The organism is Chryseobacterium sp. JK1 (assembly GCF_050632815.1).
Lineage (GTDB): Bacteria > Bacteroidota > Bacteroidia > Flavobacteriales > Weeksellaceae > Chryseobacterium.
On record NZ_JBODRU010000002.1, the window covers coordinates 121,147 to 137,850 of the forward strand.

A 16,704-nucleotide genomic window follows, 5' to 3' on the forward strand; every position below is an offset into this window, starting at 1 on the left:
GATCAAAATATAAATCCTGCTTTTTGAAGTGGGATTTTTTTTCTAAAAAATGGTCCGACTAGACGAAAACGAGATTTCATTTCCCGATCCTGAACTGTATGATGGGCATGATGGGCTGGTTGCCTTCGGAGGCGATCTGTCTGTAGAACGTATTTGGTTTGCTTATCAGCTGGGTATTTTCCCCTGGTACAATCCTGATGAAGAGATCCTTTGGTGGTGCCCCGATCCCAGATTTGTTCTTTTCCCGGAAGAACTTAAAGTTTCAAAATCCATGAGAAAAATACTGAACAGAAATGTTTTTACCTTCTCAGAAAATAAGAATTTCAGGGAAGTTATTAAAAACTGTCAGCAGGTTAACAGGAAAGGGCAAACGGGAACCTGGCTTTCTGATGAGCTGATGGAGTCTTTCATACAGCTTCACAAATATGGCCTCGCCAAAAGTATTGAAGTATGGCAAAACGGTGAGCTTGTTGGAGGTTTTTATGGACTGCAGATCGGTAACATGTTTTGTGGTGAAAGCATGTTTGCCAAGGTAAGTAATGCCTCGAAAGCAGGTTTTATTCATTTTGTTGAAAGCCACAAAGAGAATATTGAATTAATTGATTGTCAATCTCATACAGAACATTTAGAAAGTTTAGGAGCGAGAATGATTTCCAAAAAAGAATTTTTAAAAATCTTACACGAAAACAATGAACGCAGATAAAGAAAAATGGATACTTCTTGTGATTTTGAGTATTATTTGGGGATCTTCATTTATACTCATTAAAAAATCGCTGGAACATTTCAATCCTTTTCAGGTTGGTTCTTTAAGAGTACTTATTGCCGGAATTATTTTACTTCCTATTGCGATCTCCAATTATAAACTTTTCCCTAAAAAGCATTTGAAATGGCTCATTCTGGCAGCTTTTACCGGAAATTTCATTCCCATGTTTCTGTTTCCGATTGCTGAAACAGAAATTAGCAGCAGCATTGCGGGAATTATCAACTCTATGATGCCTATTTTCGTGATTATTGTGGGGGCACTGATATGGAAGTTCGAAACTACTAAAAAACAAATTATAGGGACATTCATAAGCTTTACAGGAGTCTGTATTCTTGCTTTTGGAGGCGGAGACAGCGGAGAGCTTAAAATGATTCCGATAGTACTGCTGTTACTAGCCACTTTTTGCTATGCACTGAGTACAACGACTGTAAAATCTAAACTGATGGAGGTCTCTTCCACAGTTTTGTCTGCTTTCGTTTTCTCATTTGTTCTATTTCTTCCGTCCTTAATTGCTTTGGTGGGTACAGGCTTCTTTTCTGAATTCAGTTTTTCCAAGGATAATATGCTGGGACTTATGTTTGTAAGCTTACTTTCTATTTTTGGAACCGGGCTGGCTATGATGATGAATTACCGCTTACTGAAAGTTTCCACTCCACTTTTTGCCTCTACAGTGACATTAGTAATGCCCATCGTTGCAATAATCTGGGGAATAGTAGATGGCGAAAGGCTTACCTATCTGCAATTTATAGGAGCAGGAATTATTATTGGAGGACTTATATTTTTAAGAACAAATCCAAAAAAATAAGATGATCGTCAATGAAAATTAATGTATAACGGTTTTATTTTTCAACAATCCTATCAATAAAAAAACCTGCAAAATTGCAGGTTTTTCAGTTATTTTTAGATTAATCTAATTCTTTTTCTTCACTTTGCTGGCTTTAACCTTTTTCACTTCATCCTTTATGAATGGATATTTTTTCTGCATATCCTTCACTAAAGACGGATCCAGATCCAAAGCTTTCTGAAGTGATTCTACTCCTTTTTCCTGATCTTTCAGGTGGAAATAGCAGTTGCTCAGCTGATAAAACAGTTCTGCTCTGTAATGATGCTTTATAGCACTGTTTAAAACAGTTACGGCATCTTCATATTCTCCAACAAGCATCAATACTTCCGAGTAGGCATACCAGTTGTAAAATCTTGACGGTTCTGCATCTACCAACTTTTTAAGACAGGAAAGACTTTCTTCAAATTTCCCTGAATCTATGAATAAGAAAGCTAATCTTTTCTGATAGTCAAGATTGTTTTCATTCAGCTGGGTTGCTTCTTTAGCATAATGCAAAGCTTCAGACATCCCTCCCATTTCTTCATAAAGATAAGACTGTTCCATCATCGCAAGATAAAACTGAGGGTCTTCTCTCAATGATTTCTGGAAAGAATTTAAGGCAAGAATGGGCTGTTTTAAAGCTTTATTACAAAGCCCGATCTTATAATAGGTAAATGCTTTTGTGTATTCTAACTCAAGCATTTCCTCATAGGTATCAATGGCTTTCTGATATTGCCCTAATGCCTCATAACAGGCTGCTTTATTCGCATATACCCCTACAGAGCTGGAGTTGATAGCCAACAGATAATCATACCCTCTTATGGCTTCGTCATAATTTTTTCTGTTGAAATAGAACTGTCCGTATTCAAACCAAGCGGTTTCAGAATAGGAGAATTCGTCTAAATATTCATTAAGAAAGGCAATAGCCTCCTCGCTCTTATTCAGGTCGCTGAAACACACCATACAGTTCTCCAGGGCATATTCGTCCGTAGGATCTTCTTTCAGTGCTTTTCTGTAGTGTTTAAGAGCGTTAAAAGGATCTCCGAGATTCACATATTCATCTGCAATAAAGTTGTGAAGGAAGTTTTCCTCCTCTTCTAATGTCAAAGCTTTTTTACAGATTTCAATGGATTTTCTAGGGTTTCCTAAGCTCGAATAATACTTGGCGTAGCATACCAAAAAGTCTGTATTTTCCATAGAGGAACCTTTCAGCTCATTGATAAGGTTTTTTGCCGTATTATATTCTTCCCATTCCAGAAGAATTTCAAGTTTTTTGATCTTGATATCCAATGAATTGGGATGAAGCTTCAGTCCATAATTCACAGCCATATCGGCGTAATTAAAATCACCAAGCTCCAAATAATAAACAATGATATCTTCCAGCTCTTCGGTATCGAAGTAGAATTCGTCATTGTTTTCCATCATTTCCTCGAACTTTTTTACAAGTTCATTTCCAAAATACTCTTCCAATAGTGTCCTCTTTGTCGGCCAGATGTCTGAATTTGCTTGCAGACCTCGGCAAACTTTTTAATTAATAATACATCTGAAACTGATATTCAAATATTTATGCAAAGTTGCAACTTTTTTTTGAATTTTCCATTTCATAAATTTCTATTATAAAAATAGTAAAAAAAGAAAACCGATAAAAGGATTGTGGATAAAAAAAGGAAAATTAAGATTAAATTCTTATAACAAGTCTTTTTCCAGTTTGCATCTCAGCATTCCATATTGATTCGATATTTTTAATCTCCACATCCTGTGTTTCCATTTTAACCTTCCCGTTCACAGCCGCCTGAAACATTTCCGGGATAATTTCTGAAAAGAGAAGTGCTGACTCTTCTTTTGTCCAGCTCCCCAATCCTGAACCTGAGATCTGAATATCTGTACCCCTCAAAATTTGAGAAGAGAGCTGAATGGTATCTCCACTCATACCTCCAATATTGATAAGTTTGGTCTTATGGGAAAAAGTTCCGTCTCCTTTAAAGGCAGATAATATCATTTCTACAGAATGTCCCCAGATATAATCTACAATAATATCAACAGGTGTTTCTTTATGGATTTCTTTGATCTTCTGTTTAAAATCATCATCACTTAACTGAAGAGAAACCGCTTCATCTGCCCCCAACGTGAGAAGAGACTGCAGTGATTCTTCGTTTCTTCCGGTAACAATTATTTTTTTTGCTCCGTACAATCTGGCAATCTGAACGGCTATTTTCCCTGTAATTCCCGTTGCTCCATTAATCATAATGGTATTTCCCGGCTGTATTCCTGCTTTGAACTTTAATGCCATTGCGGAGCCCATTACGGCATTGGGTAATGCCGCAGCTATAGAAAAGTCCAGATTTTCTGGAATTGAAACAAGCATTTTCCTGTCGGCCACCGCTTTTTCTGCTACAGTCCCTTTTTTACTGAAGAAATAAACCTTATCTCCATTTTCAAGATACCCTACTCCATCCGAACCAATAACTGTCGGCTGATGTTCCTGGTTTTCTGCAGAATAGTGATTTCCTCCCGCCCTGGCTCTGTCCAGATTTTTGATAGAGGCTGCTTGTACTGAGACTAAAACTTCATTTTCCTGTACTTCCGGTTCCGGGAAGTCTGCATATTGAGGAGCATTTCCTTTTTTAAATACGACTGCTGCTTTCATTGTTTTAAATTTTATACAAATGTATTCAGGATGAAAGTTGGGAAACGATAACATTTGTTATCAGTTTTCGGAAAGGGAAATAGAAATGGGAAGCGGGAGGTTTATACCCCTGATAATAGAGTTAAAAACGCAGAGATCGCTAGGTAAATATGATATTATATTACGATTATTATTTGTTCGTAAAAGCACTTCGTTTAGTAAAGTACGATCATCGCTGAGTGAAACGCCTTTGCGATCGTATTCAACAATACCTATTATTCTTTGTGAACGTTGCGTTTAAGACGAATTAGAATTGATACAGCCTCTTTTTAAACCTACACCTTCCAGCCTACTCCAATCTCTCCCTCAATATCTTGCTTTTGATTCGGCTGAGATGCACAGTGGTAATCCCAAGGTAGGAAGCAATGTAATGTTGAGGAACTCTTTTGATAATCTCCGGTTTTTGTTGAACCAGATTTAAATATCTTTGTTGTGGGGAATCTTTGATGAATGAGAAGAAATGTTTCATATAATCAAAAATCCTTTCGAAAAGAGCGTCCATAAAAAGGCTTCTCAATTCGCGATTTTCATACACTTCTTCAAGAAAAGTTTCAACATCCGGTTTATTGATTTTATACAAGACACAAGGTTCTATGGTTTCGAAGGATACCATACTGGGAAGTCCTTTTTTAAAGCTTTCAAGAGACGAAAACATGGTGTTTTCCAAAAAAAACTGGAAAGTAACGTCTTTTCCGTCGTTGTTATACCAGGCTCTTACGATTCCTTGTTCAATGTGATAAGCACTATATGAGATTTCTCCTTCTTTTAAAAGCAGGGTTTTTGCAGGAACTTCCATGCGTTCAAAACTGCTCAGGAATTTCCTCCATTTATGTTTTGGAAAAGGGAACTGGTCTTTTATATGTTCAAACATTCCGGTATACAAAAGAACGGAACTTTATGGGCTCCGTTCTTATAATTTATTTAGATTAAACTTTTAATCTTAGCAATGATATCATCTCCTAATTGATCTGCCTCTTCCTGAGATTGGGCTTCTGTGTAAATTCTGATGATCGGTTCTGTATTGGATTTTCTAAGGTGTACCCAATTGTTTTCAAAATCTATTTTCACACCGTCTACAGTGGAAACTTCTTCGTTCTGATATTCCTGTTCCATTTTGCTTAAAATAGCATCTACATCAATTTCCGGTGTAAGTTCTATTTTCTTTTTTCCCATGAAATAGCTAGGGTATCCTGCTCTCATTTCTGAAACAGTTTTATTTTCTTTAGCCAAATGGGTTAAAAATAAAGCAACTCCTACTAAAGAGTCTCTACCATAATGTAATTCAGGGTAGATAATACCTCCGTTACCTTCGCCTCCGATTACTGCGTTTTTATCTTTCATCAGGGTTACCACGTTTACTTCTCCTACCGCACTGGCAAAATATTCTGAATTGTGAGTTTTAGCAACGTCTCTTAAAGCACGGCTGGAAGAAAGATTGGAAATAGCGGCTCCGTTTTTGTGCTTCAATAAGTAATCTGCAACAGCAACCAGTGTATATTCTTCCCCAAACATTTCGCCTTTTTCATCAATCAAAGCTAATCTGTCTACATCAGGATCTACTACTATTCCAAGGTTTGCATTTTCTTTTTTCACCAATTCACAGATATCACCCAAATGTTCTTTTAAAGGCTCCGGATTGTGTGGAAAATGACCTGTTGGCTCGCAGTACAGCCTGATGGTCTCACACCCTAACTTATCTAAAAGCATGGGAATGGCAATACCCCCTGTAGAGTTCACCGCATCCAACACTACTTTGAAGTTTTTAGCTTTAATGGCTTCCACATCTACCATTGGAAGGTCAAGAATCTGCTGAATGTGAATGTCAAATGCATCATCTCTGGTCTCATATTTTCCAAGATCATCAACTTCGGCATAATTGAAATCCTCACTTTCTGCTAAAGCCAATACATCTGCTCCGTTTTCACCGCTGATGAATTCTCCTTTTTCGTTTAAAAGTTTAAGAGCGTTCCATTGTTTTGGGTTGTGAGAAGCAGTAAGGATAATTCCTCCGTCTGCTTTCAGTTCAGGAACCATTATTTCAACAGTTGGCGTTGTAGAAAGCCCCAGATCAACAACGTTGATTCCCAATCCCTGAAGGGTAGCTGTTACTAATGAAGACACCATTTGTCCTGATATTCTTGCATCTCTACCAATTACAAGGGTAAGATCTTTTTTATTTTTATTATTCTGAAGCCAGGTTCCGAATGCTGACGCGAATTTTACCACGTCAAGCGGCGTTAAGTTATCGTTTACTTTTCCGCCAATAGTTCCGCGAATACCTGAAATAGATTTTATTAACGACATTATGTTTTTTGTATTTTATTGTTTTTTGTTTCTAAATTTTCCTGAGCAAATATACTTAAAAGACTCTTCACCTTATAGAACAGGAATCTTTTTTTGGATTTTATCGTAGGTGTTTTTTACAACCTTCGGAGGAGCAAAACGATAGCCTATATAGAGCAAGCCATAGATGTTATTATTTTCTATGGTCTGATTGTTTTTCTGATCATAAGCATAGGCACTGAAATTCATTTTACCTCCAAACAAAAAACGGTCGGTATTATAGCCAATGTGAAGGCCCCCCTCCATTCTTATGGTTACATATTGAGCGTTTTCACTGGCATGGGTATCCAGTACATCGTGGTAATGAGAGAATTTACCTCCCACTCCTAAAGCAAGATTGGGGGAAATATTTACATTCTTTCCGATTACCCAGTTGTAAAAGTACCCGATATTTCCTCCTACTGTATATTGAGTTTCTTTGCTCTTTATACCATCAATTGTATTTCTAAAGATCGTAATATCATAATCGAGAAACGGGACCCAGCTGCCACTGCTTTTGGACTGCCATTCTCCCTGGGTGTAAATGCTTTTTGCAGAAAAATTTTTATTAAGAATATACGAGGTGGAACCTCCGAAGCTTTGTACCCGAAGATCTGGGAACTGCATATACTGATCTCTTCCTTCCTGCCAGCTAGGGAAAAGATCTTTCATGTTTTCAAGATAAAATCCTTTTACATTTTTATAATAAAGATTCTGAATAAATCTTTTGGGGAAAAGCCTGAAACTGAAATCTGTATAAGAACTGCTTCCTTTAAGCTCTTCACTATCATTGCCCTGTAAAAACTTTGGGGCAAATGATAAAGTGGCACTTATGATTTTATAATCAAGTGAAACAGATGTTTTGACTTTGTTGTTGATAGAAAAGACGGTTTTCCCTGCATCTTTATATTTTCCTTCCGAAAAGGTATAATTCTCAATATTGGTGTCGAGATTCACACGAATCATGACCTGTTCCGCATAAGATTTGATAGTAGCGGTATCGTTTTGAGCTTTCGCAGGGAAAGCCCATGATAAAAACAATAAAGTGAATATCGCTTTTGGAATACTCAAACCGGATATTTTACATTAAAAAAATGAAAATACTACATTTTTTTCAATTATCCGCTGCCCTCCATATTAAGAACAACCGCAATCTTTATCACAGTTTGTTCTTTTGGAACTGAATTTTTTCGGAGCAAAATTCTTTCTAAGTACTTTAAATAAAGAGTAACAGGCAAATGCTACAATTAATAGAATAAGTACGTACTGAAAAATTAGTGATGAGTTCATTACTTTAAAATCTGATATACTATCATCGACACAAAATATGCCAAACCTGTCATCATAACCACCTGAAAGCCGGTCCATTTCCAACTTTTGGTTTCTCTGTAGACTACTGCTAGTGTAGAAACACACTGCATTGCAAATGCGTAAAACAAAAGAACGGAAATTCCTGTTGCAAAGCTGAACACTTTTTCTCCATTTGGTTTTACATCTCTTCTCATTTTATCAATCACCTTTACTTCCGGTGCGTCATCTTCCAAACTATATAGGGTAGACATTGTTCCTACAAAAACTTCTCTTGCTACGAAGCTGGTAAGGATTCCTACTCCCATCTTCCAGTCGTATCCCAACGGAGCAATCACAGGCTCTATTCCTTTACCCATTTTTGCCAGATAAGAATGATCCAGGTGTACGTTGGTCGCCACAAATTCCGTCGGCTTTTGTTTAGGTCCAAAATAACTTAAGAACCAAATGATGATACTTACAATAAATATGATTTTACCTGCTCCGGTAATGAAATCCCAAACTTTACCTAAAACCATTTTTAAATCATACGCAAAAAGGGGTTTCTTGTATGTAGGGAGATCCATTACAAGGTAAGTTTTTCCTTTATTTTTAATGAAGCCTTTAAGAATAGCAGCAGAAAACAATGCAACCAGAAATCCAAGAAGATACATTCCCATCAAAACAAGGGCTTTGTATTTTATACCTAAAAATGTACCTTCAGAAATAATCAGACCAATAATGATACTGTACACCGGAAGCCTCGCTGAGCACGTCATAAATGGTGTCACAAGAATGGTCAGCAATCTTTCTTTAACGTTTTCAATATTCCTCGTAGAAATAACAGCGGGAATGGCACAGGCTGTCCCTGAAACCAATGGAACGATACTTTTCCCGTTTAATCCGAATGGACGAAGAATTCTGTCCATAAGAAAAACAACTCTTGCCATGTATCCGGAATCTTCCAATAAATAAAGGAAATAGAGTAAAATACCGATCTGTGGTGCAAATACGACAATTCCTCCAATTCCGGGAATGATCCCATTAGAGATCAATGAATTGACCGGTCCTTCAGGAAGATGTTCTCCTGTAAATGCGGCAAGCCATGAGAATGAACTTTCAATCCAGTTCATTGGATATTCTGCAAGGAAAAATACACTCTGGAAAATAACCAGGAGTATGCCTAAAAATACAACATAGCCCCAGAATTTGTGCACCAAAACTTTATCAAGCTTCTCTGTCAATAATTCTTTGAACTGTGCTTTCTTAGAAATTACGTCTTCCAATATTTTATCTACATTCTGATATCTTCTGACGGTCTCCTGAACCTGTAATCTTTTAGGAACCAAACTCTTGGTTTCAGCTTCATTGATTTCTTCCATGACAGAAGCTATTCTGCCAAGATCTGTCCCTAATGAGAGGCTCATCCATGCTTTATATTCATTATCAAAACCTTTGTGTGACGCCAGTTTTTTGATGAAATCTTTATGTTCGTTGGGAGTTTCAAAAGTTAGTTTTTCTGCTTTTACAAATGCAGTATTATAAATTGCTTCTCTTACTTCATCAATACCAATCTGTTCTTTGGCATTGGTTTGAATGATTGTAATACCCAGAGCTTCTGAAAACTTCTGAATATCAATGGTAATTCCTCTTCTTTCTGCCTGATCAATCTGGTTAACAATCAAAATCATAGGAATACCAAGGTCCTGGATCTGCTGGAAAAGCAAAAGACCTCTTTTTAAACTTAATGCTTCAAGAATGTAAACAACTCCTGCATAGTTTTTCTGTTCATCAATAAGATATTTCGAAAAAATAGCTTCATCTTCTGAGCTGGGATATAGACTGTAAGAACCCGGAAGGTCTATGACTTCAACCTCTTCGTTTTTATATACGTAGTTCCCTGAATGGCTGGCAACGGTAACGCCGGCATAGTTCCCAGTTTTCTGCTTTTTGTTGCAAAGTGTATTGAAAACAGTAGATTTTCCTACATTGGGATTTCCGACTAAAAGTATCTGTTTTTTCTTGTTTTCCTGCATTAATTCAATTCTTCAACAATGATATAATCTCCTTCTTCCTCACGAAGAGCAATTCGGCTTTTTTCAATTCCAAATTCCACATACATAGGCCCATTGAAGGGAGCCTGATACAAAATCCTGAAAACGGTCTCCGGAAGAAGCCCCATTTCAATGATTTTATTGGGCATTTTCAGATGGTCATTATCATATCCCAATATCTTCCCCATTTTGTTTTTAGGGAATCCACTTAATTTATGTAATCCTTTCTCTTTCAAAGCCTAATTTTTAGTCTTGCAAATATACGCTATTTAAATTTAATCTAAATAACAAGATTCAGAAAGAAAACTTCCTGAACCTTATAAATCGCTTTGTATATATTTAGTTATAGGCCACCAAAACTAGCTATGCAGCTCACTGTTGCCACTGCTTCAGCAAAACCGTCTGTAGTAGGTATTCCCATTGATAGATACATTAAGGAAATAGACATTGAATTATTGGAAACACATTCCTGAAAGGGATTCATGGTTCTAGCACTTTCAATTTTGATTACTTTTTTCTCTTCTTTTACATCTTTCTTTTCAACTAAAACTTTTCCTTCTTGTTTAGGAAAAGTTGTTTTTACTTTTGGCTCTTCAGTGTTCGCAAATAACATTACAGACGTGGTTAATAACACCGTAAAAATAATTTTTTTCATTGTATAATATTTTAGATTGTTGTAAAACAAACATATAATGAAAAATAACAAAATCAAATTTTCGTTATTTAAATTAAAAAAAACAGCGCTTATTTTAAAATACCAGCTCAAAATATAGTTTATTTTCAATATTTTCTAATCAGTAATAGAACATTTTCAATAAAAAGAAATCAACCCAAATACATTGCTGTATCTGGGTTGATTCAAAATATAATTTAGTTGATATGAATGCTTATTTTTTCTTTTTATCAGTTGCCTGATCTTTTTCTATTGGATTATCGTTGGATCCAAAGAAATCTTTTACCTGTTTTTCCAATCTCTTCATGAAATCCCCTACTGTTCCATCTGTTCCGGGCATTGGTTTGCTCATTGTTTCTGCCGTCATGTAAGGTCTTGATTCTGCAAAAGGATCTGCTTTGTATCCTTCATAAGATTTCAGGAATTTTTCTTTTGTGGTAGGTGTTACCGTGTTACTAGTCATTCCCATTTTGGCATTGATCTTATCCGCATATGATAATTCGTCGTAATTCTCTATTTTCTTGTTACCACTTAATTGCCATGAATAGTTTTTGTCATCATCTTCAATTTTTACAATTAACCCTGGAAGTCCTTTGAACTTGTAAGGTCCATCCTGAAAAGGGATATCTGAGCTAAACCATGCTGTCCATTTTCTTCCTCCAAATTCTGTCGTAGCTTTCTGAGCATTATATTCACCTACTTTTTGTTTTTCCGGAAAAATATTCCATTGCAGTTTCGGATCGTCTTCATATGAGAATAAGTTTCTACTGATTCTATCCACATATTGTACTTTCATGTCTGGATAGTTCTTGATTATTTTATAGGAAAACTTAGGCCATTTTATCATTTTACTCATGTCCTTAAATGATTTGGTCTTTTCCATTTCTTCTATCTGTATTTTAATGATAGAATCCTGAGCTGGCATTGTGTAATCCTGATAAATTGATTTCTTTGGAGTTATATCAAGAATGGTAATTATTTTATCTAATCTTGTCGAATCTTTCTTCGGTTTAAAAGTCAATTCATAGAAGAAACGGTTAGCCGTTTCTTTGGATTCCTGTGCCCCCGCTAAGGCAAAAAGAGCAATAAGAAATATTGAGAATAGCTTTTTCATTGTTTCAGAAGTTTATATAATAAGTAATCATACTTGCTGTTTTGTTACAGATTTTTTTAAAATTTTATTTTTCTACGATTTTTTCTTTGCTATCACGACCATCTATGCTTCTAAAAAAATTATGATTTTGTTAAAACATTTTCAGATTTAAAACGCCTAACTTTAAGTTCCTAAAAAACAAAATATTATGGATACCTTATCTCAATTAAAATCCGAATTGGAGGGAGAATTTAAAACCACAAAAAAGTTTATTGACCTTTTCCCAGAAGGGAAAAATGAGTATGCCCCTCATGAAAAAAGCATGAAAATGATGCCTCTTGCGACTCATTTGGTGGAAGTTTTTGAATGGCCTAATACCATTTTAAATACTTCCGAGCTTGATTTCGGTAAAGGAGACTACAAACCTACTATTCTTTCCACCAAAGAAGATCTGTTAAAAAAGCTAGATGACAGCTATGAGGCAGGTAAAGAGGCCTTGGAAAAAGCCACAGAAGATGAATTGGATCCAAGTTGGACCATTAAAAATGACGGTCATGAGCTAGCAAGCTGGACTAAATACGGGGCAATCCGCCATGCTTTGAATCAGATTACCCATCACCGAGCACAACTGGGTGTATATTACCGGCTGAACAATATTCCTTTACCGGGAAGTTATGGCCCATCCGCTGATCAGCAAAGCTTTTAAAGCATCATGATATCTCAACAAAAAACCAATCCTTCTGGATTGGTTTTGTTTTTATTTAAAGTTGAATTTTACGGTAAACATAACCTGACTTGGACGGAGCTGATATCTCGTATATGTAATATTTATAGTATTAATATCGTAAGTTTCGAAAACTTTTTTGTTGGCGATGTTCATCCATTTTAATTCAAAATCAATTTTCTTTTTAACCCAGGTAAACTGATATGACACATCATAGAATCCATTATGATATTTTTGACCTGCCGCATTTGTATTGACCTGATCCCAATTAAATCCAATAGTATGACTCTCCATAGGATAAAAGAAAACCCCTAAATTATGAGTAAATCCTGTTCTGGTAGCATTAGAGTTTACTTCTCCAATACTTGTCTGTTTTGTTCTAGTAAGACTTGCATTATAATCAACACTCATCCAACTGAAATAGGTGTTATTGAATTTAAGACCAAATGACTGACCAATGTTTTTATTAGTATAGGATTTATCATTAAAAAATGCATCAGATTCTGTAGTATTGTTACTATAGCTAATGGAAGCATTTGTTTTAAACTTTGGAAAATATTTTCCTACTTCAACATTATATCCGTTATTTAACACATGATTATCCTGTTCTTTATATTTCATTATGGTATATCCGGCTCCATTGATTTCAGGATTTGCAATTAAGTTTCTCTTGGCATCAGAATATCTGTAATTAATATTGAAGAATAAATTATTCAATGGATTTCTGTACTCGATTCTTGTTCCCGCAGATTTATTGTTATTCTGAGGAATAGGGTTGTTAACATCCATCGCACTGATTCCACCGGGAGAAGTCATTAAAAATCCTGAATATGCTGTATTTATTTCACCAAAATTATTATTAATATTCCCATTTACGGACGCTTTCCAGAATGAAGCAAATGAATATTGTGCAAAAATGTTAGGCTCAAATGTTACTTTATTTACCGATTTTGAAACAAGTCTTAGTGGGTCTTCCGCTTTAATATTATTTGAGTTTACCGGAAGATTGGCATATATCATCCATGATTCACTTTTATAATTTATTCCTAAACTTCCGTATGGTGTGGCAGTGGTGTAATTTAAATCATTACTATAGGCCTCTGGCTTGGGATCTTGAATATTAGGATTGGTAGATGGAATTGCTCTTATATTCGACAGATCTGAAAGAAGAGCTGTGCTTTTAAAATTAAATCCAACTTCAGGAGTAAATGTCCATCCTTTGGTAGAAAAACCAATATTAGCAGAATGATTGGCTTCAAAAGTTTTAAGTCTTAAACTCTGCGTGGCAAATTCTGTATTTGCTACCGGCGTAAATCCAGGGATATCCAAATAAGATGAAGGAGAAACTTCTAAAGTCTGTCTGTCTGTCTGGTAACTTACATATGATAAAAGATTTACCATTTTCTCCTTCCAAGGGATAATTGTACTTAGTGAATTCTGGAATGATGTTGTTGGAGATTCAACTCCTTCATTTGCATTTCTCTGTACACCACTTTTCACATCTGTTCTTCCAACAATTCCTCTGTCGGCATTCCAATATTGGGAGAAACTTGTGGTATTTTTAAAGAATCCTTTTTTAGCATTCTTTGTAAATATCAACTCTCCTTTTGCTTTATCTGTATAAAAGTTGTTTAGGATTTTTATGATGTTTGAGCTCCCTCCAAAATAATCAATTTGACTATAAGATTCTCTCTCTACCGCATTATTGGTGTAATTTGCGTTAGCTTTAAGTTCCCACTCTTTTTTCTTATCAATATTAGTAAGATAATTGGCTGACAGGTAATGAACACTATTCATCAGATATCTCTTTACCGGAAGATTGGGTGCATTTCCACTTTCTACATTCAGCCAGTCATTTTGAGAAGCATTGATTCTTTTTCCTTCAAACCTGTTTCCGAAAGCTAAAATATTTCCTTCATTTTCCACTTGCTCACCCACATTATTGGTTTTATAGTTAACTACCCATTGGCTTTTCTGCCCGAAAAACATTGGGGTAAGCTTTACATTCCAAAGCCACGGATCTCCGAAACCGGTTCCTAATTCTCCTCTTCCTGTCATGGTAACGGAGTTTTTAAGCTTGATGTTGATCGCTGCCTGATCAGAAGGCACTTTGTCCTGTAGAATTTTTACAGGCTGGTGATTTTCCAGAACTTCTACTTTCTGTACGGCATCTTTCGGAAGTGAATTGTTGATCGTTCCATATCCTCCTTCCATAAGATCTTTTCCATTGACGTAGAATTTATTAATGGCATTTCCCTGATAAAGAATGGTTCCGTCAGTATTTACCTCAATTCCCGGAATTTTCTTCATTACATCCGCAAGGGTTCTGTCATTTTTATTGTTGAATGCCTTAAGATCGTAAGAAATTGTATCTCCTCTGGCCGTAATCATTTTTGTTTTCAGCTGAACTTCTTTAATTTCTGTAGCTTCAGACTGCATTTTAAAGTTCAGCGTCTGATCACTGTTGCTGATTTGTTTGGTAAGAGGTTTCTGGTTGAAGGCTTTTACTTTAAGATCTACATTGGATTCTCCCGAAGTAAAGGTCACTTTATATTCTCCTTTAGAATTGGTAATCCCATAGGCTAAAATAGCATCTTTACCAGGCTCTTCAATCGTAACACTGGCGCTAGGAATGGCAACTCCGTCGTCGTCAGTGATTTTTCCTGAAACCGTTTTCTGCGCAAAAGTAAGCACAGTAAAGAAAAGCATCAGAAATAAAGAAAAATTCTTTTTCATACTTATTATTTGATCAATTAGTTCTTATTTATAACATTTCGTTACACTTTTTTTAAAGATCTGTTTTAGAACGAAAAGTTAAATCAATATCACTATAAAAATAGTTATATTTTTGGAATGGTGGAAAAAAACTGTGTGCATTCAAAAAAAGATGGTTTTCATGAAGATGGTGCTACACAATAAAAGTTCTTTAAAAAGTCTGTGAATTTCAAAAAAGATTTCCAAAATAATTATAACAGACAAATTTACAGAAATTTAATAGCACACCAAAAAGTGTTTTAAAATTTTAAGAATTAATTGATACCTGTTTCTATGCATTTTGAATGATATCAATAGATTTATTGTATTAATTAAAATTGGGGCAATTAAATAAAAATAATACATTCGTAGAATCGTAAATTAATATCTAATTAATTTCTGTTTGTGCCCTACCGTTAAGCTACAAGCTGTTTTTTTGAATCATTTCAACTCAAAATCAAAATGTCATTAATAAACAGAAACACTAAAATTTTTATTTAGACTAAATTATAAATCCTGATTTGAATCATCAATGAAAAAAAACTAAACAGAGGGCTTGTAAATATTAATTTAATAATTTTGTAACATAAAAATAATAAAATGGGAATAATTTTAAAGCCTATAGATATCGTAGATGATATTTCCAAAGAGGAATTCTTCGAAAAATATCTAAAGCCAAGAAGGCCCGTTGTCATCAAAAATATGGCAAAAAAGTGGCCTGCTTACCAAAAATGGACGATGGAATATATGAAGGAGGTTGTAGGAGATGTGGAGGTCCCGCTATATGACAGTTCAAAGGCAGACCCTTCTGCTCCCATCAATTCTTCCGCCGCTAAAATGAAATTTGGAGATTACATAGATCTTATTCAGCGTGAACCTACAGATCTCAGAATATTCCTTTTTGATCCTATAAAATATGCTCCGAAATTGTTGGAAGATTATATTTCTCCTAAAGCACTGATGGGTGGCTTTTTGGATAAATACCCCAATATGTTCTTCGGTGGAAAAGGATCAGTAACGTTCCTTCACTTCGATATTGATATGGCTCATATTTTCCATACTCACTTCAACGGAAGAAAGCATATTCTTCTTTTTGATTATAAATGGAGAGAAAGGTTATACCAGATTCCTTATGCAACGTATGCATTGGAAGATTACGATATCGAAAACCCGGATTTCACCAAATTCCCAGCATTGGATGGTGTGGAAGGCATCGAGTGCTTTCTTGAGCATGGTGACACTTTATTTATGCCTACAGGATGGTGGCACTGGATGAAATACCTGGACGGAAGTTTCTCTATTTCTTTAAGAGCATGGGACAAATCTTGGGCAGTAAAAGCACATTCTTTATGGAATCTTACTGTACAACGTAAGTTTGATGACATTATGAAGTCTAATTTCAAGAAGAAATATATGGACTGGAAAGAGAAAATGGCCATTAAAAGAGCAGAAATAGCCTTGAAAAGAGGTTTACCCAAATAAATAAAAAGACGTTTCAAATGAAACGTCTTTTTTACACCTTATT

At 35.5% G+C, this 16,704-nt stretch carries 14 protein-coding genes; 4 read left to right on the plus strand and 10 right to left on the minus strand.

Annotated elements, in window-relative coordinates; genetic code table 11:
• Window positions 1-49 precede the first annotated feature (49 nt).
• Together aat and ACQ76T_RS13510 are read left to right on the plus strand one after the other, a co-directional pair.
• Window positions 50-703: a leucyl/phenylalanyl-tRNA--protein transferase gene (gene aat, locus ACQ76T_RS13505; protein ID WP_431343831.1), complete on the plus strand. Its 654-nt coding sequence runs from the start codon at window positions 50-52 to the stop codon at window positions 701-703.
• Complete coding sequence (locus ACQ76T_RS13510) at window positions 690-1,568, plus strand: DMT family transporter (RefSeq protein WP_431343832.1); 879 nt, start codon at window positions 690-692, stop codon at window positions 1,566-1,568. Before aat ends, ACQ76T_RS13510 begins: the two co-directional genes overlap by 14 nt.
• 105 nt (window positions 1,569-1,673) lie before the next feature.
• Here the strand turns inward: ACQ76T_RS13510 and ACQ76T_RS13515 are convergent, their stop codons facing one another.
• The 9 genes from ACQ76T_RS13515 to ACQ76T_RS13555 form a co-directional block, all read right to left on the minus strand.
• Entirely contained in the window at window positions 1,674-3,056 is a 1,383-nt protein-coding gene (locus tag ACQ76T_RS13515; protein WP_431343833.1) for a tetratricopeptide repeat protein, read from the minus strand.
• Window positions 3,057-3,264: 208 nt separating this feature from the next.
• Window positions 3,265-4,233, minus strand: coding sequence for a quinone oxidoreductase family protein (locus ACQ76T_RS13520; protein WP_431343834.1), 969 nt, complete (start codon window positions 4,231-4,233; stop codon window positions 3,265-3,267).
• Between the two features lie 328 nt (window positions 4,234-4,561).
• Window positions 4,562-5,143 carry a Crp/Fnr family transcriptional regulator gene (locus tag ACQ76T_RS13525; RefSeq protein WP_431343835.1) on the minus strand — a complete coding sequence of 194 codons (582 nt, stop codon included), beginning with the start codon at window positions 5,141-5,143 and terminating at the stop codon, window positions 4,562-4,564.
• Window positions 5,144-5,193: 50 nt separating this feature from the next.
• Window positions 5,194-6,576: a phosphoglucosamine mutase gene (gene glmM, locus ACQ76T_RS13530; protein WP_431343836.1), complete on the minus strand. Its 1,383-nt coding sequence runs from the start codon at window positions 6,574-6,576 to the stop codon at window positions 5,194-5,196.
• Window positions 6,577-6,648: 72 nt separating this feature from the next.
• A complete protein-coding gene (locus tag ACQ76T_RS13535; RefSeq protein ID WP_431343837.1) occupies window positions 6,649-7,665 on the minus strand; it encodes a DUF4421 family protein in 1,017 nt (338 codons plus the stop codon).
• A 218-nt stretch (window positions 7,666-7,883) separates the two neighbouring features.
• Entirely contained in the window at window positions 7,884-9,917 is a 2,034-nt protein-coding gene (gene feoB, locus ACQ76T_RS13540) for a ferrous iron transport protein B (RefSeq protein WP_431343838.1), read from the minus strand.
• Complete coding sequence (locus ACQ76T_RS13545) at window positions 9,917-10,171, minus strand: FeoA family protein (protein ID WP_422695355.1); 255 nt, start codon at window positions 10,169-10,171, stop codon at window positions 9,917-9,919. The genes feoB and ACQ76T_RS13545 overlap by 1 nt, the downstream gene beginning before the upstream one ends.
• 107 nt (window positions 10,172-10,278) lie before the next feature.
• Entirely contained in the window at window positions 10,279-10,590 is a 312-nt protein-coding gene (locus ACQ76T_RS13550; protein WP_431343839.1) for a hypothetical protein, read from the minus strand.
• A 232-nt stretch (window positions 10,591-10,822) separates the two neighbouring features.
• Window positions 10,823-11,722, minus strand: a complete 900-nt coding sequence (locus ACQ76T_RS13555) for a GLPGLI family protein (protein WP_431343840.1) — start codon at window positions 11,720-11,722, stop codon at window positions 10,823-10,825.
• A gap of 187 nt (window positions 11,723-11,909) precedes the next feature.
• Between ACQ76T_RS13555 and ACQ76T_RS13560 the strand changes: the two genes are divergently transcribed.
• A complete protein-coding gene (locus ACQ76T_RS13560) occupies window positions 11,910-12,407 on the plus strand; it encodes a DinB family protein (RefSeq protein ID WP_431343841.1) in 498 nt (165 codons plus the stop codon).
• A 51-nt stretch (window positions 12,408-12,458) separates the two neighbouring features.
• Here ACQ76T_RS13560 and ACQ76T_RS13565 read toward each other — a convergent pair whose 3' ends face one another.
• Window positions 12,459-15,161 carry a TonB-dependent receptor gene (locus tag ACQ76T_RS13565; RefSeq protein ID WP_431343842.1) on the minus strand — a complete coding sequence of 901 codons (2,703 nt, stop codon included), beginning with the start codon at window positions 15,159-15,161 and terminating at the stop codon, window positions 12,459-12,461.
• A 618-nt stretch (window positions 15,162-15,779) separates the two neighbouring features.
• Between ACQ76T_RS13565 and ACQ76T_RS13570 the strand changes: the two genes are divergently transcribed.
• Window positions 15,780-16,661: a cupin-like domain-containing protein gene (locus ACQ76T_RS13570; RefSeq protein ID WP_431343843.1), complete on the plus strand. Its 882-nt coding sequence runs from the start codon at window positions 15,780-15,782 to the stop codon at window positions 16,659-16,661.
• Window positions 16,662-16,704: the final 43 nt, after the last annotated feature.

Excerpts from the sequence above, each read along its gene's own strand:
- ACQ76T_RS13570 (WP_431343843.1), top strand. The coding sequence starts at position 15,780 with ATGGGAATAATTTTAAAGCCTATAGATATCGTAGATGATATTTCCAAA.
- ACQ76T_RS13560 (WP_431343841.1), top strand. The coding sequence starts at position 11,910 with ATGGATACCTTATCTCAATTAAAATCCGAATTGGAGGGAGAATTTAAA.
- ACQ76T_RS13520 (WP_431343834.1), bottom strand. The coding sequence starts at position 4,233 with ATGAAAGCAGCAGTCGTATTTAAAAAAGGAAATGCTCCTCAATATGCA.
- feoB (WP_431343838.1), bottom strand. The coding sequence starts at position 9,917 with ATGCAGGAAAACAAGAAAAAACAGATACTTTTAGTCGGAAATCCCAAT.
- ACQ76T_RS13565 (WP_431343842.1), bottom strand. The coding sequence starts at position 15,161 with ATGAAAAAGAATTTTTCTTTATTTCTGATGCTTTTCTTTACTGTGCTT.
- ACQ76T_RS13555 (WP_431343840.1), bottom strand. The coding sequence starts at position 11,722 with ATGAAAAAGCTATTCTCAATATTTCTTATTGCTCTTTTTGCCTTAGCG.
- aat (WP_431343831.1), top strand. The coding sequence starts at position 50 with ATGGTCCGACTAGACGAAAACGAGATTTCATTTCCCGATCCTGAACTG.
- ACQ76T_RS13525 (WP_431343835.1), bottom strand. The coding sequence starts at position 5,143 with ATGTTTGAACATATAAAAGACCAGTTCCCTTTTCCAAAACATAAATGG.
- ACQ76T_RS13510 (WP_431343832.1), top strand. The coding sequence starts at position 690 with ATGAACGCAGATAAAGAAAAATGGATACTTCTTGTGATTTTGAGTATT.
- ACQ76T_RS13550 (WP_431343839.1), bottom strand. The coding sequence starts at position 10,590 with ATGAAAAAAATTATTTTTACGGTGTTATTAACCACGTCTGTAATGTTA.
- glmM (WP_431343836.1), bottom strand. The coding sequence starts at position 6,576 with ATGTCGTTAATAAAATCTATTTCAGGTATTCGCGGAACTATTGGCGGA.